Source organism: Sneathiella chungangensis, from assembly GCF_009882935.1.
Lineage (GTDB): Bacteria > Pseudomonadota > Alphaproteobacteria > Sneathiellales > Sneathiellaceae > Sneathiella > Sneathiella chungangensis.
The window spans coordinates 709,691-735,644 of sequence record NZ_WTVA01000001.1; the positions used below are offsets into that span (position 1 = coordinate 709,691).

Consider the following 25,954-nt stretch of genomic DNA (forward strand, 5'->3'; position numbering starts at 1 on the left):
GGGGCGCTACTTGCCCTCGTAATAATCCCGCACGAACTTGTCGAGCAGGCGGACGCCATAGCCCGTGCCGCCCTTCGGCACCGTCGGCTTGTCGGCCTTGGACCAGGCCATGCCGGCAATGTCGAGATGCGCCCAGGGCACGTCATTCACGAATTTCGCCAGGAACTCGGCGGCGACGATGGAGCCCGCGCCGCGCCCGCCCGAGCCGATATTCTGCAAATCGGCGATGGGGCTGTCGATCTGCTTGGCATAGGCATCGGACATCGGCAGGCGCCAGACGCCCTCTCCCACCGCCTTGCCGGCGGCGAACAGACGCTCCGACAGCTCGTCATTGTTCGAAAACAGCCCGGCATTTTCATGGCCGAGCGTGATGATGATGGCGCCGGTGAGCGTCGCGAGATCGATCATGAACTCGGGCTTGAAGCGGTCCTGCGTGTACCAGAGCGCATCGGCGAGGACGAGGCGGCCTTCGGCGTCGGTGTTCAGGATCTCGATCGTCGTCCCGGACATGGCGGTGACGATATCGCCGGGCCGCTGCGCATTGCCGTCGGGCATATTCTCGACAAGGCCGATGACGCCGACGGCGTTCACCTTCGCCTTGCGCCCGGCCAGCGCCTTCATCAGGCCGGTCACCGTGCCGGCGCCGCCCATGTCCCATTTCATTTCCTCCATGCCGGGGCCGGGTTTCAGCGAGATGCCGCCGGTATCGAAGCAGACGCCCTTGCCGACGAAGGCGAGCGGCTTGCGCCCCGCCTTCTTGCCGGTCGCGCCGTTCCACTGCATGACCACAAGGCGGCTGTCGCGGCGGGAGCCCTGCCCGACGCCCAGCAGCGCGCCCATGCCGAGCCGCTGCATCTTGGCTTCGTCCAGCACCTCGACCTCGACGCCGAGTTCGGTGAGTTCCAGGCAGCGGGCGGCGAAGCTTTCCGGATAGAGGGTATTGGCCGGCTCGCTCACCAGGTCGCGGGTGAGGAAGACGCCTTCGACCAGCGCCTCCATGTCGGCGAAGGCCTTGCGCGCGGTCGCCGACCCCTTGCAGGAGACGGTCATGCGGGTCAGGCTCGGCGCCTTGTCCTCCTCCTCCTTGGTCTTGTATTTGGTGAAGCGGTAGGAGCCCATCATCGCCCCGGCGGCGACGGCGGCCGCGGCCTCATTCGTCTTGATCGCGGTGGCGTTCAGCTCATCGAGGATGACGGTAACGCTGCGGGCGCCCGAGGCGTTGAGGCGCTTGACCAGCGCCCCGCCCAGGGTTTCCATATCGGTCTGGGTCAGCTTCTCCGTCTCGCCGAGGCCGAACAGCAGCACGCGCGAGACTTCCAGCCCCGCCGGCGCCATGATCTCCAGAAAGTCACCCTTCTTGCCCTTGAAGCGGCTGGTCTCCAGCGCGCGGGAAACGGCGCCCTTCGTCTTCTTGTCCACCTCTGCCGCGGTCGGCGAGAGGGCTTTGTCGGCATAGACGGCCACGGCGAGCGAGCCGCGTTTGGGAAGCGAGATTTCGGAAAATGCGAACTTCATGGAAATTTCCTGTTGTTTTTGAAACCTTAATCGGGGAGACATAGGGACATCAACTGATTATCGTTAATATTTTTCATAGCGCGTCCTTTCCTGACTGGCAACAAGCAAAACTATGGCTATACTCCCCTCATGAAAAATATTAACCGTTATATTATGAAGCAATTGGCTGTTCCCATGCTCTTCATAACCTTTTCGCTGACGGGGGTGATCTGGCTATCGCAGTCCCTCAAGTTCGTTGAAAAGCTGATTAACGGTCTGCCGGTCTCGACCTTTCTCTATCTCTCGCTCCTGCTGCTTCCCGATATCCTCCGCTATACGCTGCTTCTCGGCCTCTTCTTCGGCACGCTGTTCGCCTTCAACAAGCTCTATTCGGACAGCGAGCTGATCGTCATGTGGGCGGCGGGGCTCAGCAAGTCGGCGCTGGCGAAACCGGTGATCTATTTCGCGCTGATCATTTCGCTGGTGATGTATTTCCTCGGCTTCATCCTCGTGCCCTATGGCAACCGGACGGTGACGGAACTGCGCGTCGCCTGGCAGGACAGCCTCGCCGCCGTGGTCCTCCGCGAAGGCGTGTTCAATGCCCTCACCGACGGCGTCACGGTCTATATCCGCGAGAAGAACCAGACCGGCGAGATGCTTGGCATCCTCGTCCATGACGAGCGGGTGCCGGAGAAGCCGGTGACCTATATGGCGGAGCGCGGCGCCTTCGTGAAAACCGCCGAGGGGCCGCGCTTCATCATGAATGCGGGAAACCTGCAGGAAGTCTCCCTTGATGATGCGAAACTGAGCCTGCTCTATTTCGACCAGTATACCCTCGACATCAGCCAGTTCGAGAAACAGAGCGGCGCCCGCTGGCTGTCGCCGGAGAACCGCTATCTGTGGGAACTGATCAATCCGGAGGAGAGCGAGCGGACGCAGCGCGAATTGCACAAGCTCAAGGCCGAGCTGCACCAGCGGCTTGTGCTGCCGCTCTATGCGGTGGCGCTCGCGCTGATCGCCCTTGCCGGGGTGATGGGCGGGGAATTCACCCGTCGCGGCCGGGCGAAACGCATGACCGTTGCCGCCGCCGCGGGCGTCCTCACGCTGATTGCCGCCATGGCGCTGTTCCAGGCGGCGGAGAAATCGGCCCTGCTGATCCCCGTGCTGTATCTGCTGCCCGTCGTGGCCGGGGCGCTGGGCGGCTATATCGCCTCGGGCGGGCGCTTCCGTTTCCTTGAAAGCCGGATGGCGCCCGGCGCCGCGGGCGAAGGGGGGACCTGATGCAGCTTCCGGGGACGCTTTCGGCCTATCTGGGCAAACAGTTCGTCAAGAATACGCTGGTGATTTTCGGCGTGTTGATGACCATCGTGTTCCTGGCCGATTTTATCGAGGCGCTGCGCCGCGCCGGCGACCGCGACGATATCACCCTCGCGATCCTGATCGAGATGGTGCTCCTGCGCATCCCCAACCTGGCGCTCAAGCTGTTGCCCTTCATCGCGCTGTTCGGCGGCATGCTGACCTTCTTCCGCCTCTCGAAATCGAGCGAGCTCACGGTCATCCGCGCGACCGGCGTGTCGGTCTGGCAGTTCCTCGCCCCCGCCCTCCTGATCGCCTTCGTCTTCGGGCTGGTGGTGCTGACGGTGATCAATCCGATCGCCGCGGCGATGCAGGCGCAGAACGACCGGATGGAAGCGAAATATTTCGAGACGCAGACCAACCTGCTCACCCTCTCCACCAACGATCTCTGGCTCCGCCAGGTGGATAAGGACGGACTGTCCGTCATTCATGCGCGCGGCGCCGTCAATCGCGGCATCGACCTGACCGACGTCATCATCTTCCAATATGACCGGGGCGATATCTTCACCGGCCGCATCGACGCGGCGCAGGCGCGGCTGCATCCGGGCTATTGGGAACTTGACGACGTCGTCATCACCGGCCCCAACCGGCCGGCCGAGCGCCGCGCCAATATGGAGCTGCCGACGACGCTGACGGTGCTGCAGATCCAGGAAAGCTTCGCCTCCCCGGCGACGCTCTCCTTCTGGGACCTGCCGGGCTTCATCACGACGCTGGAACAGGCCGGCTTCTCCGGCGATCGCCACCGGCTCTACTGGTACAGCCTGATGGCAGGGCCGATCCTGATGCTGGCGATGGTGCTGGTCGCCGCGACCTTTTCGCTCCGCTCGATGCGCCAGGGCCGGACGGTCCTGCTTGTTCTGGGCGGCATCGCCACCGGCTTCGTCTTCTATTTCATGACCGATATCATCTATGCGCTCGGGCTGGCGGGCAACTTGCCGATCATTTTCGCCGCCTGGATTCCGGCGGTCGCCATTACCCTGTTCGGGCTCGCCATGATGTTCCATCTGGAGGACGGCTAGGCGATGCGGACATTGATCGGACCGGGAATTGGGGTTGTTATGCTGCTGCTCGCCTCGGCGAGCATGGGGCATGCGGCGGAGCAGAAATCGGGCGAGCTCGACCTGTCGAAGGAGGCGTTGCTGAGCGCCGACGAAGTCACCTATAACAATGCCGAGCAGCGGGTCGAGGCGAGCGGCAATGTCGAGATCGTGCAGGGCGACCGCATCCTCAAGGCCGACCGCATCATCTATGACATTTCCGCCGATACGGTGCGGGCGGAGGGGAATATCGCGTTGCTGGAACCGTCGGGCGACGTATTGTTCGCCGACCAGATGGAGCTGGAAAACGAACTCAAGACCGGCGCCATCCGCGACCTCAAGATCCTGTTTACCGACAATTCCCGCCTCGCCGCCCATGATGCCGTGCGCGAGACCGAGGATCGCACGGTCATGACCAAGGCGGTCTTTACAAGCTGCGAGCCCTGCCGCGAGGATCCGTCGCGCGCGCCGATCTGGCAGGCCAAGGCCGAGAAGGTCATCCATGACCGGGTCGACAAGACGATCACTTATCAGAACGCCTTCCTCGAATTCTTTGGCGTGCCGGTTCTCTATACGCCCTACTTCTCGCATCCCGATCCGACGGTCGACCGCGAGAGCGGCTTTCTCGCGCCGACGGTGTTCAGCTCCTCGACCATCGGCTATGGCGTGAAAATCCCCTATTACTATGTCATTTCCGAAGACAAGGACATGACCATCACGCCGACCATCACCACCAAAGAGGGCGTGCAGATGGCGGCGGAATACCGCCAGGCTGTGGAAAGCGGCGACTTCCAGTTTGACGGCTCGCTCACCTATGTGGACAAGGTCGACCGCAATAACGTCGATACCGGCGGCAAGGAATTTCAGGGGCATATCCGCGGCGACGGGGAGTTCCATATCGATGATGCCTGGACCTGGGGCTACGATATCTTCCGCACCACCCATGATACCTATCTGAAGAAGTATGACATCAGCAGCGCCGACACGCTCACGTCCACCGTCTATCTGGCGGGCCAGCGCGGCCGCAATTACTCGCTCCTCAGCGCCTATAGCTTCCAGGGCCTGACCGAGGCCGATGTGTCGGGCGAGACGCCGATCGTGCCGGCCTGGTGGAACTATTCCTATGTCGGCGAGCCGAATTCCTTCGGTGGACGGTTCAGCGCCGACGCCGACACCCTGGCGGTCTTCCGCACCGACGGGCAGGACACCAACCGCCTGTCGCTGCAGGGCGGCTATCACATTCCCTACACCACCTCGAACGGGCAGGTGATCACCTTCGAAAGCTCCCTCCGCGGCGACCTGTACTATGCCCGCGACATCCTCGCCGATCCCGCCGATCCGTCGAGCGCGACCACGCATGATAATTTCTACGGCCGCATCGTGCCCTCCGCCGCGCTGAAATGGCGCTATCCCTTCGTCCGGCAGTCCGGATCGATCCGCCAGGTGGTCGAACCGATCGCGGAGGCGGTCTGGTCCGACGTCCTCGGCGATGATGACACGCCGAACGAGGACAGCCTCAGCTTCGAATTTGACGACACCAACCTGTTCGGCTCCAACCGCTATGCGGGCCTTGACGAGGTGGAGGAAGGCGGCCGCCTCAACTATGGCATCAATGTCGGGGTTTACGGAGCCTCGGGCGGCTATACGACGCTGCTCTTCGGCCAGACCTACCATTTCAGCGAGGACACCGGATTCCAGGCCGGGACCGGGCTCGAGGACCAGTTCTCCGACTATGTCGCGCGGCTTGAAATCCGCCCCGCCGACTACCTGCAGTTCATCAACCGGGTGCGCCTCGACCATGACGCCCTGTTCCTCGCCCGTAACGAAGTGACCATGAAGCTCGGCACCACGGAAAACTGGTTCGATCTGGGCTATGTCTATTTGCGCGACGACATCAACGGCCTGACGCAGTCCAAGCGCGAGGAAATCTATGTGGCGGGCAAGGTCAAGCTGGCCGAATTCTGGAGCGCCTACGGCAGCTATCGGCGCAATCTGGACGACGGCGGCCGTTCAATCGAGGGCCGGCTCGGCGTCGAATATCTGGATGAATGCTTCGGCTTCGCGCTGGAAGCCCGTAAATCCTTCACCCGCGACCGCGACGTTGAGCCGGAAACGCGATTCAGCGTCAAAATCAGACTGCTGCCTTTCAATTAGCATCAGGGCGGGGTATTCTTCCCCCGGTTTATCATGCGGCTGTATTCTTTGTGAAACGAGTTAAAGATTTGTACCGATGCCGATCCATCGAATGATTAAAAACGCGCTGCTTGCCGCCATGGCCCTGATATGTGTCTCTCTGACGGCGCTGGCGCAGGATGTGCAGAAGATTGTCGCCGTCGTCAATGACGAGATCATCTCCGGCTATGACCTCACCCAGCGGATCAAGCTGACCATCGTGCTGTCGGGATTCCCCGATACCGAAGAGACGCGCCGCCAGCTGGTCAATCCGACGGTCTCGCGGCTGATCGACGACCGGCTGAAATTGCAGGAAGCCCAGCGCTACAATGTTACCGTCAGCGATGAAGAAGTGCTGGAAGCCGTTAAATATCTCGAACAGCAAAACGGCATGCGGCCCGGCGAGATCAACACGCTGCTCGAGCGAAATGGAATAGACATCGAGACGATGCTGGCGCAGGTGCGGGCGAACATCACCTGGAACCTGCTGATCGAGCAGCGTATCCTGCCGCGCATTACCGTCTCCGATGACGAAGTCGCGGCGGTGCAGGAGCGGCTGGAGGCCAACAAGGGCAAGACGGAATATCTGCTGAGCGAGATTTTCCTCCCCATCGATACCGGCACTAACGAGCAACAGCTGCGCGAGGGCGTCGCCAACCTGGTCTCGCAGATCCGCGCCGGCGCCTCGTTCCAGCGCGCCGCCGCGCAGGTGAGCCAGGGCGCGACCGCAGCCTCGGGCGGATCGATCGGCTGGGTGCTGGACGAAGAGGTCGAGCCGGAAATCGCCGCCGTCCTTGACAATCTGCAGCCCGGTCAGGTCTCCGACCCGATCCGCACGCCCTCCGGCTATTACATCGTCATGATCCAGCAGGAACGCGCGATCCTCGATGACAATCCCGACGACATCGCCCTCGACCTCACCCAGATCGTCGTGCCGCCGCCGGCCGCCGGCAGCAGCGCCGATGCCGACGACCAGAAAAAACTCGCCACCACCATCAGCAACGTCGTCGACGGCTGCCGCAACCTGCCGACCCTGCTGACCGAGCTCAACAGCCGCGACAGCGGGCAGATCGGCCGCGTCCGCCTCGGCGACATGCCCGACCATATCAAGACGATCCTCAAGGACATGAAGGTGAACGACGTCAGCGCGCCCTATCAGGACGGCGATGTCTACCGGATCTTCGTCGTCTGCGGGCGCAACGATCCCCAGGCGCGGACCAACGACCCCGACGAGATCCGCCGCGAAATCATGCTTCGCCGGGCCGAAAACCGCTCGCGCGGCTATCTGCAGGATATCCATAATGCGGCCACCATCGAAACCCGCTAGGCGGCCCGGGGCGCGCGGCGAATGACCGGCTCTCCCCTGCTTGCGCTCACCCAGGGCGACCCCAATGGCATCGGCATCGAGATCGCCGCCAAGGCCTGGCGCGTGAGAAGAGAGGAGCAGCTTGCCCCCTTCTTCCTGATCGGCGGGCGCGCGGGGGTAACGGCGCAGATGGCCGCCCTCTTCCCCGATATCCCGCTTGCCGAGATCAGCGAGCCCGCGGACGCGCGGGAGAGATTCACGAAGGCCCTGCCGCTTCTCCCCCTTGATCCGGGCCTCAGCGAAGCCGAGGAAACGATCGCGGCGATCCGCCTCGGAACCGAGCTTTGCGAGGAGGGTCGGGCGGCGGCCCTCGTCACCAATCCCATCCACAAGAAGCGGCTCTATGAGGCTGGGTTCGACCATCCGGGTCATACGGAATATCTGGCGGCGCTGACCGGACGGCCGGGCAAGTCGGTGATGATGCTCGCCTGCCCGAAGCTGCGGGTGGTGCCCGCGACCGTGCATATCCCGATCCGCGAGGTCCCGGCCCGGCTCACCGCCGGGCTGCTCACCCATGTGATTGAGACGACCCATGCGGACCTCATCACCCGCTTCGGCCTGGATCATCCGCGCCTCGCCGTCGCCGGGCTCAATCCCCATGCGGGGGAGGATGGCAGCATCGGCACGGAGGAGGAAACCATCATCCGCCCGGTGATCGAACAGCTGCGCGCGACCGGCATGGAGATCACCGGCCCCTATTCTGCCGACAGCCTCTTTCACGATGCCGCGCGGGCGAAATACGACGCCGCCATCTGCATGTATCACGACCAGGCGCTGATCCCGATCAAGACGCTGGATTTCGACGGCGGCGTCAATGTGACGCTCGGCCTCCCCATCATCCGCACCTCCCCCGACCATGGCACGGCGGAGGATATCGCAGGGCGCGGCATCGCCAACCCGGCCAGCCTGATCGCGGCGCTGAAACTCGCGGCGCTGATGGCCGGGGCCTAGGATGGCGGATCCCGCCGATCTGCCGCCGCTGCGTGAGGTGATCGCGAAATACGGCCTCAATGCGGAAAAATCCCTGGGTCAGAACTTCCTGCTCGACCTGAACCTGACGGGACGCATCGCCCGGTGCGCCGGACAGCTCGAGGGCGAGACGGTGATCGAGATCGGCCCCGGTCCCGGCGGCCTGACCCGCGCCATTCTGGCGGCGGGCGCCAGAAAGCTGATCGCCATCGAGAAGGACCGCCGCTGCCTGCCCGCGCTTGCCGATATCGCGGAGGCTTATCCGGGGCGGCTCGAGATCGTCAATGACGATGCGCTCGCGATCGACGAGACCGCGCTGTTCGAGGGACGCGCGAAGATCATCGCCAACCTCCCCTATAACGTGGCGACGCCGCTGCTGATCAAATGGCTGGCCGGGCGGGAGCGGTTTTCGAGCCTGACATTGATGTTCCAGAAGGAAGTGGCCGACCGCATCACCGCGCAGCCCCGCACCAAGGCCTATGGCCGGCTCAGCGTCCTCTGCCAGTGGCTCTGCGACACCCGGCGGGAGTTTGATATCTCGCCGCGCGCCTTCACCCCGCCGCCGAAGGTGACGAGCACGGTGGTGACATTGCGCCCGCGCGAAACCCCTCTCTATCCCGCCGATCCGGCGGTGCTGGAAAAGGTCGTCGCCGCCGCCTTCGGCCAGCGCCGCAAGATGCTGCGGGCAAGCCTCAAACCGCTTGGCAAACCGCCGGAAGACATGCTGGAAAAAGCCGGGATCACCCCGACCCGCCGGGCCGAGGAACTCTCGGTCAAGGAATTCTGCGCCCTCGCCCGGGGTTACGAATAAACGATATTTAACCGGTTAATAACCTTCGCGCAGGCGGTTGACGAAATCAGAAAGAGGCGAAACGCCGGGCCAATGTCTGTTTATGACCCTAAGCAGACTCTGTATTTCTGCGGCCTCATTTACCGCAATCATCAAGCATACCAAGGCACTAGCCGCGTGTTGAAGGATCGCTACCATCCCTAGGTACCATCTCAATCACCTAGTTGACGTTATGGATGTGTTTTCAATTTATGCTGGAATATTACTATTTTAAATCTAAACTAAATTAATCAACTCGCTATTTTCTGAGGTTTTTGATGCAAGCTTTACGTGATTACAGCATTTTTCTATTTTATTTTCTAACAGCAATGATGTGCACGGTAGCTGCCGCGAGCGAAATTACATCATCATCATCGGTTTCCGATCAAGAGGCGGCTTGTAAAAAAGAGGACTTACAAAGCTGCTATTTCCTTGCGGAAAGATATCTTCTCGGGCTTGGTGTCAGTCATAACAAGGAAATGGCCATTAGCCTTTTGAACAAAGCCTGCGATAGAGGCCATGGAAAGAGTTGCCTGAAGCTTGGTGGCTGGTACGTGGCAACTATAACGTTTGGCGATAGTAAAAATAAAACGCCAGAAGATAGTGTCATAATTGGATTGTTTGATAAATCATGTGAGTTAGGAGAAATGGAGGGATGTGCATATATGGGGACGTTTTATGTCGAAGGAGCTGGCGTGGATAAAGATATTTCCAAATCAATTTCATATTTTCAAAAAGCTTGCGACGGCGGTTACGCTGAAGTCTGCAGCGGATTGGGAATGATGTTGATAAAAGGCTCTACGGTTCCGGGGGATGAAAAAAGGGGGTCAGCCGTTCCGGTGGATAAAAAACGGGGACAAGCCTCTCTTCAAAAGGGCTGTGATCTTGGCGATAAGAAGGCATGCAAATATCTGGATGAGAAATAGGTTATTCCACAATTGGCGACAAATAGATGACGATTGTACGAAAAGCAGCTCAATTGTGTGTAAGGTTCAGTGTCCGCTTCTAGCACTACACGGCCCTGCGCTCACTGCCCTTTGCATTTCCGGACACGAGCTAAGAGAACACTTTATGAGTATGGTGCATTGGACCTTAAGAACGCAAAGCCAAGCCCGAATTGATGGTGACTTCTAAATTCCTTTTGCCGCCCCGAGTGGGTGTTTGCTGCCGTCTAATATCCCTCACGAAGTCGGTTGACGAAATCGATCAGCCCGGCGCGGCGGCGGGTGCGGAGCCGTTCCGCCTTCAGGATCGCCTTGACTTCGGCCAGGCAGTGATCGACATCCTCGTTAACGACCACATAGTCATATTCGCGCCAGTGGCTGATTTCCTCCGACGCCTTGGACATCCGCTGGGCGATTACCTCGGCGCTGTCCTGCGCCCGGGTTTTGAGCCGTTTTTCGAGCGCCGCGGTGGAGGGCGGCAGGATGAAGATGCTGACCAGGTCATCGCCGGCCTTCTGGGCGAGTTGCTGCGTGCCCTGCCAGTCGATATCGAACAGGATGTCCCGCCCTTCGGAGAGCGCCGTTTCAACGGGCGCGCGCGGCGTGCCGTAATAATGGTTGAAGACTTTCGCATGCTCCAGCAGTTCGTCGCGGTTGATCATCAGGTTGAAATCGACCGGCTCGACAAAGAAATAATCCTTGCCGTCCTCCTCGCCGGGGCGGCGCGGCCGGGTGGTCGCCGAGACGGACATGACGAGATTGTCCTCCTCCTTCAGCAGCGCCCGCGAAATCGTCGTTTTCCCCGCCCCCGACGGCGAAGAGAGCACCAGCATCAGCCCGCGCCGCGTCAGCGCCTCCGTCCCGACTTCAGATGACATCCTCAACAACTCCTACTCAATGTTCTGAACCTGTTCGCGCATCTTGTCGACCAGCACCTTGAGGTCCAGCCCGATCTGGGTCAGTTCCTTGTCGTTCGCCTTCGAACAGAGGGTGTTGGCCTCGCGGTTGAATTCCTGGCAGATGAAGTCGAGCCGCCGCCCGACCGCGCCCTTGCCCGTCCCCACGAGGATTTCGCGCGTCGCTGCGACATGGCTGGTGAGCCGGTCCAGCTCCTCCGAAATATCCGCCTTGGTGGTGAGCAGCGCCAGTTCCTGCTCGAGCCGCGCCTCGTCGAGAGTGCCGGCGTCCAGGATCAGCGCCATCTGCGCCCGGATCTTCTCGCGCGCCCGCTCCGGCCAGCCGGCCGCGAGGTCCGTCGCCCGCGCCACCAGTGTCTTGATCTCGTCGAGCTGGGCGAGCAGCACCGGACGGAGCTGTGCCCCCTCCTCCGCGCGCATGGCGGCAAGGCCGTCCATCAGCTCCCCGGCCGAGGCGAGGAGCGCCGCGCCGAGCGCCTCGGCATCGGTCTCGGCGACGGCATCGTCCTTCGGCTCGATAACGCCGCGCAAGGCCAGCATGCCGTCGATGCGCGGCTGGCGCGCCTGTCCGTTCTGCACATAGTCATGGGCAAGCGCGAAAAGCTCGTCGAGGAACCGCCGGTTGACCTTGTAGGCGGTCTCGGCGGCGCGGTTCTCGAACTGTAGATGCAGGTTGATATTGCCGCGCTCGAACTTGGCCTTGGCGGCCTTGCGCAGCTTGTCCTCGAGGAAATCGAAGCCCGCCGGCAGGCGGCAGCGCACCTCGAGCCCGCGGCCATTGACGCTCTTGATCTCCCAGAGCCAGGCGAGGCCATCCAAGGCGCCGCTCGCGCGGGCAAATCCCGTCATGCTGTTTATCGTCAAAGTCGCCTCTTGCCCCCGGGTCCGGAAATGATCGCCCCTGTATATCCTCAACCGTCCGGGGCGACAAGCGCGGGCGGTTATTTTTTCGCGGGTCTGGAGACGGCGGGCCGGGGCGATTTCGGCTCGATCAGGCCGACGGCGTCGCTGACAACGCGCTGGATCGCGGCAAACAGCAGCGCCGAGAGGAGCCCGCCCGCGAAGGCCGCCGCGTCAAGGGCGAAGTCCACCATTGCACCGCTCATCGGCAGCCAGGGTTCGAGGAGCAGGAAACAGAGCGCGCCCGTAAGCCCGCCGAGGGCGCCACGAAGCCCCGGCGCGAGGCGGATGCCGCCATCGAAGCGGCGGCGGCGCATCTCGATCGCGATATGGAGCGCGAGCAGCGTCAGCGCCCCTACCGTCCCCCAGAGGAAGGCGGCGACAAGGCCGACGGCGAAGGTGAGGTCAGCGGCAAAATCGGTGGTGAACATCTGGCCCGCCAGATGCCGCGCGAGCAGCAGCAGCGGAAAGACGACGATGATAAGGAGGCTGAGGGAAAAGGGAATCGTCCAGAGCAGTGGCGATCCGGCGGCGCTATCCTCCAGCGTCGTGCCGTTGACCCCGCTGCTCGCGAAACTCGCCCCGGCGACCTTGCGATAGGCAGCCTGCAGGGTGTGATAGCAGGCGGTCTTTTCGGCGCGGGTCGTCGCCGCCGCGCTCACCGTAATCGCCGCATTGAAGGCACCAAGATCGGCGGGCGACACATCGGTGGGGTGATCGAGAAGATAGCCCGACAAGGCCTCCGCCTTGCCGATCAGCGCCTCCAGTTCGTCATGATCCGCCGGCGCGCCATGCGCGGCCGTACCGGGATGAGCCGCCTCGGGACGAGCGGTATCGGGATGAGATGATGCGTTGCTTGTGGGCGCAGCCTCCTGCGGAGCCGCGTCGTGATGGGCCACCGCATCGATCCGGGGCGCGGCTGGTACCGCCGCCTCTTTTGGTTTCGCCTGTTGTGCATCATCTTTCGCCGCGTCCTCGTGGCCCGTGACTGCGGGGGGCGTGGCCGGTTCCGGCGCGGGTTTCGGTTCCGGCGGCGGCGCAAGGACCGGCTCCTTGCGGAGAGGCGCGGCCTCCACGGGTGATTTCGGCGCGGGCGGCGACGCCTCCCCTGCCGCCACTGGCGTTGCGTCCACCTCCGGCGCGGATGGGGGTTCAGGGGTAGCCGCCGTCGCCCTGGGTTCCGGCATCGGTGCCGGTTTCGGCTCCGGCGATGGCGCCGGTGCCTCGTCCACGGCCTGGGTCGGTGTTGGCGTCGGTGTCGGTGTCGGCGTTGGCGTCGGTGTCGGCGTTGGCGTCGCGGCGGCGGCGGCCTCGGGCGGAGTCGCGGCGGCCGGTTGCGCGGGCGCGGGCGCTCCGGCGGGCGCGGGAGTCTTCCCGGCGGGCTGGTTCTTGAAATTTTTATTCACGAGATTGAGCGAGGTGGCATCCAGCGTCTCGATCTCCTTGCGCAGTTCCAGCAGCGACTCGCGCAGTTCCTGTCGCTGCCTCAGCAGCATCTGAATGGTGTCCGTGCTGACCATGCGCCCGCGCCGCTCCTTTGCCTTTGTTTGAGGAAAGACGTCTGCCGGCGCGATTTGTGTCAAGTCAGATTATTTTACCTGACTGATTACTATTCTTCCCAAGAAATAAATTGCCGACACATTTCCCTTTGTTGTTTTGCTTTTTCGGTTTGATGGTTTGGGTTGTCCTTCCCTCCGGTATTTTCATATCGACTTTTAATATACTCACAAATATGTGCCATGTTTTCGTCAGTTGTTTTGCAACCTGCAATCGCACCAACCAAAACAAGAACGGCTAGTAATCTGCTAATCATTTCTGTCCAACCTCCATACCCAATCCATATTCTTGAACAAAATCAAATTAGCAAAAAATTATTTATTCTGGTTAAGTTTTCGCCATTTGCGGACATTGTCGTTATGCTCATCGAGGGTGACGGAAAAGGCATGGCCGCCGGTGCCGTCAGCGACGAAATAGAGGAAGGTCGTCTCCTCGGGCTGCAGCACGGCGCGCAGGCTCTCAAGCCCCGGATTGGCGATCGGCCCCTTGGGCAGGCCGGTCATCTGGTAGGTGTTGTAATCGGTCGGCGTCGCCAGGTCCTTCTTGCTGAGCGGCCGGCCGAGATCGCGCTGGCCCCCGGTAATGCCATAGACGACCGTCGGGTCCGATTGCAGCTTCATCCCCTTGCGCAGGCGGTTGAGGAACACCCCGGCGACCAGCGGCCGCTCCTCGGGCAGCGCGGTTTCCTTCTCGACGATGGAGGCAAGGGTAATCAATTCCTCGGAATTCTTTATCACCTCGGGCAGCGGCGTCGTCGCGGTGACGGCGGCAATCGCCCCCTGCATCGCCTGCGCCATGCGGTCCACCAGCGCGTCGCGGGTATCGCCGAGGCGGTACTGGTAGCTTTCGGGCAGGAAGGCGCCTTCGGGCATGTCGCGCGTGATCTCCCCCTCAAGGCCCGGCGCCGCCTCGACGAGGGCGCGGATCTCCCGGCTCTGCAGCCCTTCAGGGATGGTGAGAAGCCGCTCGATCACCTTGCCCGAGACGAACAGCCGCATCAGCTCGATCCCCGAAATGGCGGCGGGCACGCGATATTCCCCGGCCTGGAGGCGGCTCGCGTTTTCCTCAAGCTTTACACCAAGAATAAAGGCCAGGTCATTGTTGATGATATCGTTTTTCTTGAGATCATCCGCAAGCGCGCGCAGCCCCGTCCCTTTTTTCACGACATAGACGGTCTCGGCCTTGAGCGGTCCGGGGGACTTGAAAAGATGCCAGCCGTAGCCGAGCGTGCCCGCCACGGCAATTGCGCCGACGAGGACAAGGACAAGAAGGGCATAGAGAATGCGTTTTGTCATTGCGCCCGCCCCGCCCTTGCGGTCAGATGCGCTTCATCACGAGGCAGGCGTTGGTGCCGCCGAAGCCGAAGGAATTCGAGAGAATGGCATCGACTTTCTTCTCCTGCGCCTTGACCGGCACGAGGTTGAGCGCCGTGCTCTGTTCGGGCTCATGCAGGTTGATCGTCGGCGGCACGATACCGTCGCGCATCGCCAGGATGGAGAAGATCGCCTCGACCCCGCCGGCGGCGCCGAGCAGATGGCCGATTGCCGACTTGGTGGAGGACATGGCGACATTCTTGGCATGAGCGCCGAGAAGTCTTTCGACCGCGTGCGCCTCGATAAAGTCGGCCATGGTCGAGGTGCCGTGGGCGTTGACATAGTCGATATCGTCGACGCTGAGGCCGGATTTCTTCAGCGCCATCTGCATGGCGCGGAAGCCGCCGTCACCGTCGCTTGACGGCGCGGTGATATGATAGGCATCGCCCGAGAGGCCGTAGCCCAGCACCTCGGCGTAGATTTTCGCGCCGCGCTTCTTGGCATGCTCATATTCCTCGAGCACGACAACGCCCGCGCCCTCGCCCATGACAAAGCCGTCGCGGCCCTTGTCATAGGGGCGGGAGGCCGTTTCCGGCGCATCATGATAGGAATTGGAGAGCGCCTTGGCGGAGGCAAAGCCGGAAATGCCGAGGCGGCAGATCGCGCCTTCGGCGCCGCCCGCGACCATCACGTCGGCATCGTCGTCGGCGATCATCCGCGCCGCATCGCCGATGGCATGGGCGCCGGTGGAACAGGCGGTGACGACCGCGTGGTTCGGTCCCTTGTAGCCGTGACGGATGGACACCTGGCCGGAGACGAGATTGATCAGCGCGCCGGGGATGAAGAACGGGCCGATCCGCCGGGGGCCGCGCTCATGCAGGGTGATGGCGTTCGCCTCGATCGAGGGCAGGCCGCCGATGCCGGAGCCGATGGTGACACCGGTGCGGCAGAATTCCTCCTCCGTCGCCGGTTGCCAGCCGCTGTCCTTGATCGCCTCATCCGCCGCGGCAATGCCGAAGAGGATGAAACTGTCGACTTTCCGCTGCTCTTTCGGCTCCAGATAGTCGTTGGCGATGAAGGAATCCGGGCTGTCCGGATCAATGGGGACTTCGCAGCCATAGCGGACGGGCAGATCGGTCGTGTCGATCTTGGTAAGCATCGCTGCCCCGGATTCGCCGTTAATCAGCTTCTTCCAGGTCGGCTCAACTCCGTTCGCCAGCGGGGTCACAAGCCCCAGCCCGGTTACCACCACTCGTCGCATGCGTCACCCAATGATTTGTTTCAGAAAAAGAGGTCCGGGACCATTGGTCCCGGCGGATCAGGCCGCTTCGATATGCGTGATCGCGTCTTTAACTGTCAGAATTTTTTCTGCGGCGTCGTCGGGAATTTCGATGCCGAATTCTTCCTCGAACGCCATGACAAGCTCAACGGTGTCCAGGCTGTCCGCCCCCAGATCGTCAATGAAGCTCGCTTCGTCCGTCACTTTGCTTTCATCTACACCGAGATGTTCAACGACGATTTTTTTTACACGCCCTGCGATATCACTCATAGCTGTATCCTTAGATAATCCGACAGTTCAAAATATATAGGTGCTCATTCCTTACCGCCAAGATGCCAAAAATTCAAGCACCATCGGCGGTGAATTTCGTGCGGCTTCCTAACATACTTTACTCATCTTGCAAAGGAAACCTCGCCCGCCTTGACTTTTTTGTGACGGGCGTCCGGGGCGCTCCCCGTTAAATCATCGCCATCCCGCCATTTACATGCAGAGTCTGGCCGGTGATATAGCCTGCCTCGGCGGAGGAGAGATAAATGACGGCGGCGGAAATGTCCTCCGGCCGTCCCAGCGTGCCCATCGGCACGGCGGCGAGCAGCGCGTCTTTCTGCGCGTCCGGCAGCGCGTCGGTCATGGCGGTGCCGATGAAGCCGGGCGCGATGCAATTGACCGTGATGCCGCGCGTCGCCACCTCCTGCGCCAGCGATTTCGACATGCCGATCATCCCCGCCTTCGAGGCGGCATAGTTCATCTGCCCCGGATTTCCGGTCACCCCGACGATGGAGGTGATGCCGATGATCCGCCCGAAGCGCCGCTTCATCATGCCGCGTAGGGCGTTGCGCGAAAGCTTGAACGCCGCCTTGAGATTGACATCCATGACCAGGTCCCAGTCCTCGTCCTTCATGCGCATGGCGAGGCCGTCGCGGGTCAGCCCGGCGTTATTGACGAGGATATCGACCTGCCCCATCGCCTCTTCGGCCTGCTTGATCAGGTTATCCACCGCCGCGCCGTCGGCGAGGTTGCAGGGCGTCACATGGGCCCGGTCCTTGAGCTCCCCGGCGACCACATTGAGCGCATCCTCGCGCGTGCCGGAGAGGGCGACGGTCGCGCCCCGTTTATGCAGATCCCGCGCGATCGCCGCGCCAAGGCCACCGGAGGCGCCGGTCACCAGCGCGCATTTTCCCGTAAGGTCGAACATCTCGTCTACTCCCGTATCAGTTAGAGGCTGGCCAGAAAGGCGTCGATATCGGCGGGCGTGCCGACGGCGGAGCCGGTCATTTCGCGATTGATCCGCCGGACCATGCCGGTCAGGATTTTCCCTGCGCCAAGCTCGACCAGGCTGGATACGCCGTTCTCGCCCATATAAAGGACGCTCTCGCGCCAGCGCACCCGGCCCGTGACCTGCTCGATCAGCAGGCGGCGGATGGTATCGGGATCGCTCACCTCGCTCGCCGTCACATTGGCGATAAGCGGGACTTTCGGCGGCGCGATCACCACATCTTTCAGTCGCTCCGCCATGGCATCGGCGGCGGGCTGCATCAGCGGGCAATGGAACGGCGCGCTCACCGGGAGCAGCATGGCCTTCTTCACGCCCTTTTCCTTGGCGATCTCGATGGCCGCCTCGACCGCGCCCTTATGGCCGGAGAGAACCACCTGCCCGTCCGCATTGTCATTGGCGGCGGCAACGATCTCGCCGTTGGTGGATTTCGCCGCGGCCTCGGCCACAACCTCCTCGACCGGGCCGATATCGAGGCCGAGCAGCGCCGCCATCGCGCCGACACCGACCGGCACCGCCTGCTGCATCGCCTGCCCGCGCGCCTTCAAAAGCCGGGCCGCGTCCGCAATCTCCAGCGCGCCCGCGGCGGTAAGCGCGGAATATTCGCCGAGCGAATGACCGCCGACATATTTGACGGTATTCGCCAGTTCCATATTGCCGTCTTTTTCAAGAACGCGGACCACGGCCATGCTGACCGCCATCAGGGCGGGTTGCGCATTCTCGGTCAGGGTCAGTTCCTCGATCGGCCCCTCGAACATCAGTTTCGTGAGGTTCTGCGACAGCGCCTCATCCACCTCTTCAAAGACTTCGCGGGCGGCGGCGTAGGTTTGCGCCAGTTCCTGCCCCATACCGACGGCCTGGCTGCCCTGGCCGGGAAATACAAATGCACGTGTCATGGTTTTTCGGGTCCGATTTTGTTTCTGGGTCCAGAGACTAATAAAGGAAATCATCGGCCCTTGTCGAGAGATAGCTGACCCGCGATGCAGCGGACACCGGAAATCCGCCGCCGGTCGAGGAAATGGAAGGTCAACCTCACCGGCGGCGGGCGGCCTGAAACGGCCGAAAGGCGGATTACAGCCAGAATTTGTTATAACTCGGGCGCCATCCCGGCACATTGCCGGGCCAGTGGGACGCTTCCTTCGGCGCAGAGCCTTCGGACGCCCCGTCCCGCATGACCCTGGAAATGGTCGTAAAGGCGGCAATCCAGGCATCGCGGAGCCGGTCCGTCCAGATATCGCCAAGGCCGCGCTCCAGCGACCAGACCAGCGCCGCGCCGACGGTATCGTACTGCCTCTCCAGCATCCCAAAGGCGGCGTGGCGGCGGCCGAGCGCCTTCAACTCGCCCTGAAATGCCTCAAACTGCGTGAGGCCCTTCACAATATTGTCCAGCCCCTGCACAAGTTTTTGCCCCTGTTCCTCCGTCGGGATGCGGCGGAACAGGGTCCGCATATCCGGATCCATTTCGAACAGGCGGTCGCAAAACAGGCCCGCCGCCGTGTCGGCAATCGGCCCCACTTTAACCCAACTTGCCTGAATAAGTTCAATCTGCTGCGGTGTCATCCATGTCTCCAGTCCGGTTCGTTGCGACGGGATGACAAGGATATAAATCTTGACGAAAATTATTAAAAATGAATAATAATGATATTTTTCATCATAAAATGAGATATAAATGGATTTATCCGACCTCACCATCTTCCGCGCTGTCGTCCGCGAGGGCGGCATCACCCGCGCGGCGGAGCATCTCAACCGGGTGCAATCGAATGTAACGACGCGCATCCGTCAGCTTGAGGAAGACCTGCAGGTCCCCCTGTTCATCCGGGAGGGAAAGCGCCTGCATCTTGCCCCGGCGGGAAAAATCCTGCTCGGCTATGCGGACAGGCTGCTCGCCCTCGCCGAGGAGGCACAAAGCGCCATCCGCGATCCGCACCCGCGCGGCGTCTTCCGCCTTGGCTCGATGGAAAGCACGGCGGCGGTGCGGCTGCCGGCGCTCCTGTCGGAATATGGCGCGCGGTATCCGAAGGTGCAGCTTGAACTCAGGACCGGCACGCCGACGGAACTTTCCACGTCGCTCCTCAACGGGGAATTGGACGCGGCGCTGGTGGCCGAACCGGTGGCAGAGGCGCGGTTCGAGAGTCTTCCCGCCTTTGTCGAGAAAACGATTATCGTGACAGGCGCGGATTTTCCCGACATCAATCTCGATGACGGCGTGCCGAAAACCATGCTGGTATTCGAAAACGGCTGCCCGCATCGCCGCCTGCTGGAGGCCTGGTACGCCAGCCGGGGCGACATGCCCGAACGGATAGTGGAGCTGACCTCCTATCATGCGATGCTCGGCTGCGTTATCGCCGGCATGGGCGCGGCGCTGCTGCCGGAAAGCGTCCTTTGCACCTTCCCGGAGGCAAAACGCCTGGTCCGCCACCCCTTGCCGGAGGGAATGAACCGGCTTAAAACCTTCCTGATCTGGCGAAAGGACGCGACATCCCCCAATGTCGAGGCGCTGGCCGATATCATCGCGAAAGACCCGCAGAACTCTCTGGCGGAGGCGTCTTAGGGCAGAGGTGAGGCCTTTCCCGCGCCGATCGGTTAATAGGCGCAAAATTTCCTGTCAAGCATACTTGCATATCGTGGTAAAATCTGTATAGTCCGCCGCCTCAATACTCCTTGCCGGCGGAGGTCGGCTAAGTCTGGGCGGTTACAGGGTGTAACTCCAGACATTCAAGAGCCATAAGGAGCTTTATATATGCCTCTATACGAGACAGTTATTATTGCGCGTCAGGACATCTCCACCCAGCAGGTGGAAACGCTGACCGAAAATATGTCCAGCTTTATCACCGATGGTGGCGGCAATGTCGCCAAGGTCGAAAACTGGGGCCTTCGCAATCTTGCCTACAAGATCAAGAAGAACCGCAAGGGCCATTATGTTCTCCTCAATCTCGACGCCCCGGTTGACGCCGTGAAGGAAATGGAACGCAACCTGCGTCTCAATGAAGACGTGCTGCGCCATATGACCATCAAGGTCGACGAACTGGAAGAAGGCGATAGCGTCATGCTGCAGACCCGCAGCGCCCGTCCGGGCCGGCGCGACCGCGATGAGGACGAAGCAGAAACCGTGGACACATCCTCCGACGATGAGTCCGTTGATACAGACAGTGAAGGGGAAGAATAATGGCTGACGCACAACGCCGCCCGTTTTTCCGCCGCCGCAAGACCTGCCCCTTTTCCGGGGAAGGCGCGCCGAAGATTGACTACAAGGATGTCAAGCTGCTGCAGCGCTATGTGTCCGAGCGCGGGAAAATCATGCCGAGCCGCATCACCGCCGTTTCCTCCAAGAAACAGCGCGAGCTGGCGACGGCCATCAAACGCGCAAGGCATCTGGCGCTGCTGCCGTTCCTTGTAAAGTAACAAGACCGGAGGCGGCGCGTGCCGCCTCTGGCCGATCCTGATGGTCAAGGAAATTGTCATCGCCGTTGCGCTTGGTATCCTGAATACCGCGCTTGTCACCCTCTCCATCATCGGAAATGCGGGTGGCACCAGTTTCGGAATGGCGATCCAGACCTTGATTTTCTGGATCCTGTCACTCGTTCCGCTGTTCGTGTCCGGGCTCGGCTTTGGCGTCAGAAGCGCCGCCATCTCGGTCTTGACCAGCACGGTTGTCGCAGGCCTGGCGATCGGGATGCCCTTCGCCGTCGCCTATGCGATGATTGCCGGGCTTCCGGTGATCCTGCTGGTGCGGCAGGCGCTGCTCTGGCGGGAGAGTGACGGCATAAGATACTGGTATCCGGCCGACTATCTGTTGATGTGGTGGGCCGGGATCTGCATCGCCCTGACCCTGATGGCCATGGGGCTGTTGAGTTTTGACGATGCGCTGCGCCAGGGGCTGATCGACGGGTTCGACCAGATGCTGACGCAGGTTGAGGAGATGCAGGGTGTCGCCCCGCAGATAAGTGGCGCGGAATTTGTGCTGTTGATGCCGCAATATCTGGGCCCGATGTGGGGGTTGTTTATTCTGTTGAGCGGCTGCCTGGCGCAAGGGCTGCTGGTCCGCTTCAAGAAGAATATCCGGCCGACACCGGAACTGACGAAGATGGGGCTGCCGGTTTGGCTGGCCCTCGCCTTCATCGCGGCGACGGTTCTCAGCGTTGTGCTGGATGCCGCCTTCCCGCTGCTGGGGGCGATTGAGATCACGCTGGTGACGCTGTTCTTCATACAGGGAATGGCGGTTGTCCATGTGGTGTCGCATAGATGGAGCGCCCGCCCCTTTATTCTGGGCGCAATTTATGTGGCGACGGTTATGATGGTATGGATGGTCCTGATCATCGCGATCTTGGGACTGTTGGAAACTTGGGTCGGGTTCAGGCGCCGCTTTGCCGTATCCCCCCGCCAGGAGGAAGACTGATGGAAGTAGTATTGTTGGAAAGAGTTGAAAAACTCGGACAGATGGGCGACGTCGTCAAGGTGAAGAACGGCTATGCCCGCAATTACCTGTTGCCGCAGAAAAAGGCGCTCCGGGCGAGCAAGGAAAATCTCTCGATTTTCGAAACCCAGCGAGCCCAGCTCGAGGCGGAAAACCTCAAGCGCCGCGAGGAAGCGGAAAAAGTCGGCGAGAAGCTCGATGGCGAGGCCGTGGTCATCATCCGCGCCGCCTCCGATTCACAGCAGCTTTACGGCTCGGTCAGCACGCAGGACATCGCCAAGGCGATCACCGCGGCCGGCTTCACCGTCAACCGCAAGCAGATCGTGCTCGACAAGGTGCTGAAAACCCTTGGCCTGCATGACATCAAGGTGCGGCTGCATCCGGAAGTGACGGTTGGCGTGGTTGTCAATATCGCCCGCTCGAACGAGGAAGCGGATATCCAGGCCCGCGGCGAATCTGTCGAGGAAGTCGCCGAAGCCAAGCTCGATGCCCGCGACGAAGCGGTGATCAATGTCTTCGAATCCACCGCCGAGGTCGATGTCGAGGAACTGAAAGAAGTCGTCGAGGGCGAAACCGAAGACGAGAAATAATTAAACGGATCGGGCGGCCACCCCCGCCCCGGAACGAGAGAAAACGGCGCCCGCGAACGGCGCCGTTTTTTTATCCCCATGACTCACAGCCTGTGGACTGGTTTTTTCCTGTATAGCCCTACCCTATCAACCGAATTGTGCTAGTATAAATTTATGGAAACTGTGTCGCTTAGTGAAGGCCGCGTAAAGGACGAGGGGGAAGCCGGGCCCGGCTATCGCTCCGCGCCGCATAATATCGAGGCGGAGCAGGATCTTCTCGGGGCGATTCTCGTCAATAACGACGCGGCGGCGAAGGTATCGGGCTTTCTCCGGGCCGAGCATTTCGCCGAGGAGGTGCACCGGCGCATCTATGATGCGGCGAGCATCCTGATCGAGCGCGGCGAGATTGCCGATCCGGTGACGCTGAAATCCTATTTCGATCATGACAGCGCCCTCGCCGATATCGGCGGATCGCAGTATCTTGCGCGGCTTGCCGCCTCGGCGACGACCATCATCAATGCGGAAAACTACGGCCGGCTGATCTATGACCTTGCGATGCGGCGCGAGCTGATCATGCTGGGCGAGGAAATCGTCAATACCGCCTATGACGCGGAGGTCGACGAGACCGCCACCTCGCAGATCGAGACGGCGGAGCAGAAGCTCTTCGCGCTGGCCGAGAACGGTGCCCATGAAGGGGCGCTGATGCCGATCCGCCTGGCTGTCGACGAGACGCTCAAATCCATCGAGGAGGCGTTCCAGCGCGACGGCAACCTGGTCGGCGTGACGACTGGGCTGAAGGACATGGACGGCAAGCTTGGCGGCCTGCACAAGTCGGACCTGCTCATTCTCGCCGGACGCCCGTCGATGGGGAAAACCTCGCTCGCCACCAATATCGCCTATAACGCCGCCAAGGCCTATCACGCGACCGGCGGCAAGGAAGGCGCGGTGGTCGGCTTCTTCTCGCTGGAAATGTCGGCGGAACAGCTGGTCGGCCGTATCCTTGCCGAAGCCACCGAGATCAGCTCGGAAAAGCTCCGGCGCGGCGACCTGACGGACGATGAATTCGCCACCAAGCTGGTGCCGCAGAGTGCGCTTCTCTCCGAACTGCCGCTCTATATCGACGATACGCCGGCGCTCTCGATCGCCGCGCTCCGGACCCGCGCCCGGCGGCTCAAGCGCACCCACGGCCTCGGCCTCATCGTCGTCGACTATCTCCAGCTCATGAAGGGCTCGGGCCGGCGGCAGGACAACCGGGTGCAGGAAATCTCCGAGGTGACACAGGGCCTCAAGGCCATCGCCAAGGAACTCGACATCCCCGTCATCGCCCTCTCGCAGTTGTCGAGACAGGTCGAGAACCGCGATGACAAGCGCCCGCAGCTCTCGGACCTGCGCGAATCCGGCTCGATCGAGCAGGATGCCGACGTGGTCATGTTCGTCTATCGCGAAGCCTATTACGAGGAACGCAAGGAGCCCAACGAGGGCACGCCCGAGCATGCCGACTGGCAGGAACGCATGGCCCGCCTGCATAACCTGGCGGAAGTCATCGTCGGCAAGCAGCGCCATGGCCCGATCGGCATCATCAAGCTGCATTTCAAGCCGGAATTCACCCGCTTTGGCAATTTCGTATCCGACGAATATCTCCCCGATCATCACTAGGAGGGTCGGCGGGTATGGAGAGTAAACTTGCCGGCGCGCATCTGACCATCGACCTTGCGGCCCTCAAGGCCAATTACCGACTGCTTGCGCGCACCGCGGCACCGGCCGAATGCGCCGCCGCCGTCAAGGCGAATGCCTATGGCCTCGGGATCGAGCGGGTCGGCCCGGCGCTCTTTGAGGCGGGCTGCCGGCGGTTCTTCGTCGCCCTGCCCGCCGAGGGGATCACGCTGCGCAAGCTCCTGCCGGACGCGAAAATCCATATCCTCGCGGGATTGCTGCCGGAAACCGAGCCGGCCTATCTTGAATACCGCCTCGATCCGGTGCTGAATTCCCTCAACGACCTCCGCCTATGGGCGGACTTCGCGACGCGGCGGGGCCCGCTCCCGGCGCTGCTTCATCTCGATACCGGCATGACCCGCCTCGGCCTGCTGGAGACGGACATCCGCCGCCTCGCCGCCGATCCGGCGCTGCTTGAGAATATCGAGGTGGAATTCGTGATGAGCCACCTTTCCTGCGCCGATGACGCGGACAACCCGATGAACCGCCAGCAGCTGGAGCGGCTCCGTCATTTCCGCGCCTTGCTGCCGGAAAAGCTGAAAAACACGCCCGTCTCCTTCGCCAATTCCGCCGGGATTTTCCTGGGGCCCGAGTATCACTTCGACATGGTCCGGCCCGGCATCGCGCTCTATGGCGGAAATCCCCATGCGGGCGCGCCCAATCCGATGCAGGAGGTGGTCCGCCTCAGGGGCCGAATCCTGCAGGTTCAGGACGTTGACAGTGAATCCCCCGTTGGCTATGGTGCGACATTCCGGACCGGCGAGCCGAGCCGGATTGCCAGCGTGTCGGTTGGCTACGCAGATGGCTATTTTCGCGCCCTGGGTAACAAGGCTGAATGTGCGATCAAGGATATCAAGGTTCCAGTAGTAGGGCGCGTTTCCATGGATATAATCACCATCGATGTCAGCACGGTTCCCGAAGGTGACTGCCAGGTCGGCGGCTTTGTCGACCTGATCGGCGGGGCGGTGCCGCTCGATGAGCTGGCCGCCCATGCGGACACCATTCCCTACGAGATTCTGACCTCGCTCGGCAGCCGCTACTACCGTGAGTATCTGGAAGGCACGGGCTGACGTCATGGAAAAGAATTTTCTAGCCACCATCGGTCGGGTTTTCCTGGTGTTCATGTCGGCGGTCGGCCGCATCACCATCTTCACCGGGCAGAGCCTGCGCCACTGCATCGTCCCGCCCTTCTATCTTCGCCTGCTTGGCAAGCAGTTCATGGATATCGGCTATTACTCGCTGCCCGTGGTCGGCATGACGGCGCTCTTTACCGGCATGGTGCTGGCGCTGCAGATCTATGTCGGATCGTCCCGTTTCAACGCCGAGAGCGCGGTCGCCACCATCGTCGTCATCGGCCTCACCCGTGAACTGGCGCCGGTGCTCTCTGGGCTGATGATCGCCGGCCGCGTCGGCGCCGCCATCGCCGCGGAAATCGGCACCATGCGGGTGACCGAGCAGATCGACGCCCTCGTCACGCTCTCCACCAACCCGTTCAAGTACCTGGTCGCGCCGCGCCTGATCGCCGGAATGGTCACCCTGCCGATGCTGGTCCTGATCGGCGATATCATCGGCGTCTCGGGCGGGTTTCTCGTCTCGACGGAGAAGCTCGGCTTCAATCCCGGCAATTATCTGAAAAACACCTTCGAATTTTTGGAAATCCGCGACGTGGTCTCGGGCCTGATCAAGGCGGGCGTGTTCGGCTTCATCGTCTCGCTGATGGGCTGCTACCACGGCTTCAACTCGACCGGCGGGGCGCAGGGCGTCGGCCGGGCAACGACGAACGCGGTGGTCTCCTCCTTCGTGCTGATCCTGATCAGCGACTATTTCCTCACCGTCCTGTTGATCGACTAAG

The 25,954-nt window shown here is 61.7% G+C and carries 26 protein-coding genes; 15 read left to right on the forward strand and 11 right to left on the reverse strand.

Going from position 1 to position 25,954, the window contains the following annotated elements:
* Positions 1-6: 6 nt before the first annotated feature.
* Complete coding sequence (locus GQF03_RS03545) at positions 7-1,515, reverse strand: leucyl aminopeptidase (protein WP_161337796.1); 1,509 nt, start codon at positions 1,513-1,515, stop codon at positions 7-9.
* A gap of 129 nt (positions 1,516-1,644) precedes the next feature.
* Between GQF03_RS03545 and lptF the strand changes: the two genes are divergently transcribed.
* The 7 genes from lptF (at position 1,645) to GQF03_RS03580 (ending at position 10,149) form a co-directional block, all read left to right on the forward strand.
* Positions 1,645-2,775: an LPS export ABC transporter permease LptF gene (lptF, locus tag GQF03_RS03550; RefSeq protein WP_277346468.1), complete on the forward strand. Its 1,131-nt coding sequence runs from the start codon at positions 1,645-1,647 to the stop codon at positions 2,773-2,775.
* Complete coding sequence (gene lptG, locus GQF03_RS03555; RefSeq protein WP_161337798.1) at positions 2,775-3,869, forward strand: LPS export ABC transporter permease LptG; 1,095 nt, start codon at positions 2,775-2,777, stop codon at positions 3,867-3,869. Before lptF ends, lptG begins: the two co-directional genes overlap by 1 nt.
* Before the next feature lie 3 nt (positions 3,870-3,872).
* The gene (locus GQF03_RS03560; RefSeq protein WP_161337799.1) at positions 3,873-6,041 is read left to right on the forward strand and encodes an LPS-assembly protein LptD; all 2,169 of its coding nucleotides are present in this window, start codon (positions 3,873-3,875) and stop codon (positions 6,039-6,041) included.
* Positions 6,042-6,132: 91 nt separating this feature from the next.
* Positions 6,133-7,386, forward strand: coding sequence for a peptidylprolyl isomerase (locus tag GQF03_RS03565; RefSeq protein WP_161337800.1), 1,254 nt, complete (start codon positions 6,133-6,135; stop codon positions 7,384-7,386).
* 21 nt (positions 7,387-7,407) lie between these two features.
* Positions 7,408-8,376, forward strand: a complete 969-nt coding sequence (pdxA, locus tag GQF03_RS03570; RefSeq protein ID WP_161337801.1) for a 4-hydroxythreonine-4-phosphate dehydrogenase PdxA — start codon at positions 7,408-7,410, stop codon at positions 8,374-8,376.
* A gap of 1 nt (position 8,377) precedes the next feature.
* Complete coding sequence (gene rsmA, locus GQF03_RS03575) at positions 8,378-9,205, forward strand: 16S rRNA (adenine(1518)-N(6)/adenine(1519)-N(6))-dimethyltransferase RsmA (protein ID WP_161337802.1); 828 nt, start codon at positions 8,378-8,380, stop codon at positions 9,203-9,205.
* A 296-nt stretch (positions 9,206-9,501) separates the two neighbouring features.
* The gene (locus tag GQF03_RS03580) at positions 9,502-10,149 is read left to right on the forward strand and encodes a tetratricopeptide repeat protein (protein WP_161337803.1); all 648 of its coding nucleotides are present in this window, start codon (positions 9,502-9,504) and stop codon (positions 10,147-10,149) included.
* Positions 10,150-10,394: 245 nt separating this feature from the next.
* On the opposite strand, the gene gmk is transcribed toward GQF03_RS03580, so the two are convergent.
* The 10 genes from gmk to GQF03_RS03630 all read right to left on the reverse strand — a co-directional run bounded on the left by gmk (position 10,395) and on the right by GQF03_RS03630 (position 18,966).
* Positions 10,395-11,045 (reverse strand): guanylate kinase, encoded by a 651-nt coding sequence (gene gmk / locus GQF03_RS03585; protein ID WP_161337804.1) that lies wholly within the window; start codon positions 11,043-11,045, stop codon positions 10,395-10,397.
* Positions 11,046-11,057: 12 nt separating this feature from the next.
* On the reverse strand, positions 11,058-11,999 hold the full coding sequence (locus tag GQF03_RS03590; RefSeq protein WP_206376238.1) for a YicC/YloC family endoribonuclease: 942 nt from the start codon (positions 11,997-11,999) through the stop codon (positions 11,058-11,060).
* A 26-nt stretch (positions 12,000-12,025) separates the two neighbouring features.
* Positions 12,026-13,504 (reverse strand): hypothetical protein, encoded by a 1,479-nt coding sequence (locus tag GQF03_RS03595; RefSeq protein WP_161337805.1) that lies wholly within the window; start codon positions 13,502-13,504, stop codon positions 12,026-12,028.
* An 89-nt stretch (positions 13,505-13,593) separates the two neighbouring features.
* The gene (locus GQF03_RS03600) at positions 13,594-13,797 is read right to left on the reverse strand and encodes a hypothetical protein (protein WP_161337806.1); all 204 of its coding nucleotides are present in this window, start codon (positions 13,795-13,797) and stop codon (positions 13,594-13,596) included.
* A gap of 58 nt (positions 13,798-13,855) precedes the next feature.
* Positions 13,856-14,836, reverse strand: coding sequence for an endolytic transglycosylase MltG (mltG, locus tag GQF03_RS03605; RefSeq protein ID WP_161337807.1), 981 nt, complete (start codon positions 14,834-14,836; stop codon positions 13,856-13,858).
* A gap of 22 nt (positions 14,837-14,858) precedes the next feature.
* A complete protein-coding gene (fabF, locus tag GQF03_RS03610; RefSeq protein ID WP_161337808.1) occupies positions 14,859-16,115 on the reverse strand; it encodes a beta-ketoacyl-ACP synthase II in 1,257 nt (418 codons plus the stop codon).
* A 57-nt stretch (positions 16,116-16,172) separates the two neighbouring features.
* Positions 16,173-16,403: an acyl carrier protein gene (locus GQF03_RS03615; protein ID WP_161337809.1), complete on the reverse strand. Its 231-nt coding sequence runs from the start codon at positions 16,401-16,403 to the stop codon at positions 16,173-16,175.
* A gap of 187 nt (positions 16,404-16,590) precedes the next feature.
* Positions 16,591-17,328 carry a 3-oxoacyl-[acyl-carrier-protein] reductase gene (gene fabG / locus GQF03_RS03620; protein ID WP_161337810.1) on the reverse strand — a complete coding sequence of 246 codons (738 nt, stop codon included), beginning with the start codon at positions 17,326-17,328 and terminating at the stop codon, positions 16,591-16,593.
* A gap of 20 nt (positions 17,329-17,348) precedes the next feature.
* The gene (fabD, locus tag GQF03_RS03625) at positions 17,349-18,302 is read right to left on the reverse strand and encodes an ACP S-malonyltransferase (RefSeq protein WP_161337811.1); all 954 of its coding nucleotides are present in this window, start codon (positions 18,300-18,302) and stop codon (positions 17,349-17,351) included.
* A 175-nt stretch (positions 18,303-18,477) separates the two neighbouring features.
* Entirely contained in the window at positions 18,478-18,966 is a 489-nt protein-coding gene (locus GQF03_RS03630; RefSeq protein WP_161337812.1) for a globin family protein, read from the reverse strand.
* Positions 18,967-19,075: 109 nt separating this feature from the next.
* On the opposite strand from GQF03_RS03630, the gene GQF03_RS03635 reads away from it, so the two are divergent.
* The 8 genes from GQF03_RS03635 (at position 19,076) to GQF03_RS03670 (ending at position 25,953) form a co-directional block, all read left to right on the forward strand.
* On the forward strand, positions 19,076-19,957 hold the full coding sequence (locus GQF03_RS03635) for a LysR family transcriptional regulator (RefSeq protein ID WP_161337813.1): 882 nt from the start codon (positions 19,076-19,078) through the stop codon (positions 19,955-19,957).
* 189 nt (positions 19,958-20,146) lie between these two features.
* On the forward strand, positions 20,147-20,572 hold the full coding sequence (gene rpsF, locus GQF03_RS03640; protein WP_161337814.1) for a 30S ribosomal protein S6: 426 nt from the start codon (positions 20,147-20,149) through the stop codon (positions 20,570-20,572).
* Positions 20,572-20,808, forward strand: a complete 237-nt coding sequence (rpsR, locus tag GQF03_RS03645) for a 30S ribosomal protein S18 (protein WP_161337815.1) — start codon at positions 20,572-20,574, stop codon at positions 20,806-20,808. The genes rpsF and rpsR overlap by 1 nt, the downstream gene beginning before the upstream one ends.
* 40 nt (positions 20,809-20,848) lie before the next feature.
* A complete protein-coding gene (locus GQF03_RS03650; protein ID WP_161337816.1) occupies positions 20,849-21,802 on the forward strand; it encodes a DUF2232 domain-containing protein in 954 nt (317 codons plus the stop codon).
* Positions 21,802-22,410, forward strand: coding sequence for a 50S ribosomal protein L9 (gene rplI, locus GQF03_RS03655; protein ID WP_161337817.1), 609 nt, complete (start codon positions 21,802-21,804; stop codon positions 22,408-22,410). The genes GQF03_RS03650 and rplI overlap by 1 nt, the downstream gene beginning before the upstream one ends.
* 153 nt (positions 22,411-22,563) lie before the next feature.
* A complete protein-coding gene (locus tag GQF03_RS03660; RefSeq protein ID WP_162858408.1) occupies positions 22,564-24,045 on the forward strand; it encodes a replicative DNA helicase in 1,482 nt (493 codons plus the stop codon).
* 14 nt (positions 24,046-24,059) lie between these two features.
* The gene (alr, locus tag GQF03_RS03665) at positions 24,060-25,172 is read left to right on the forward strand and encodes an alanine racemase (protein ID WP_161337818.1); all 1,113 of its coding nucleotides are present in this window, start codon (positions 24,060-24,062) and stop codon (positions 25,170-25,172) included.
* 4 nt (positions 25,173-25,176) lie between these two features.
* Positions 25,177-25,953 (forward strand): MlaE family ABC transporter permease, encoded by a 777-nt coding sequence (locus GQF03_RS03670; RefSeq protein ID WP_161337819.1) that lies wholly within the window; start codon positions 25,177-25,179, stop codon positions 25,951-25,953.
* Position 25,954 lies beyond the last annotated feature (1 nt).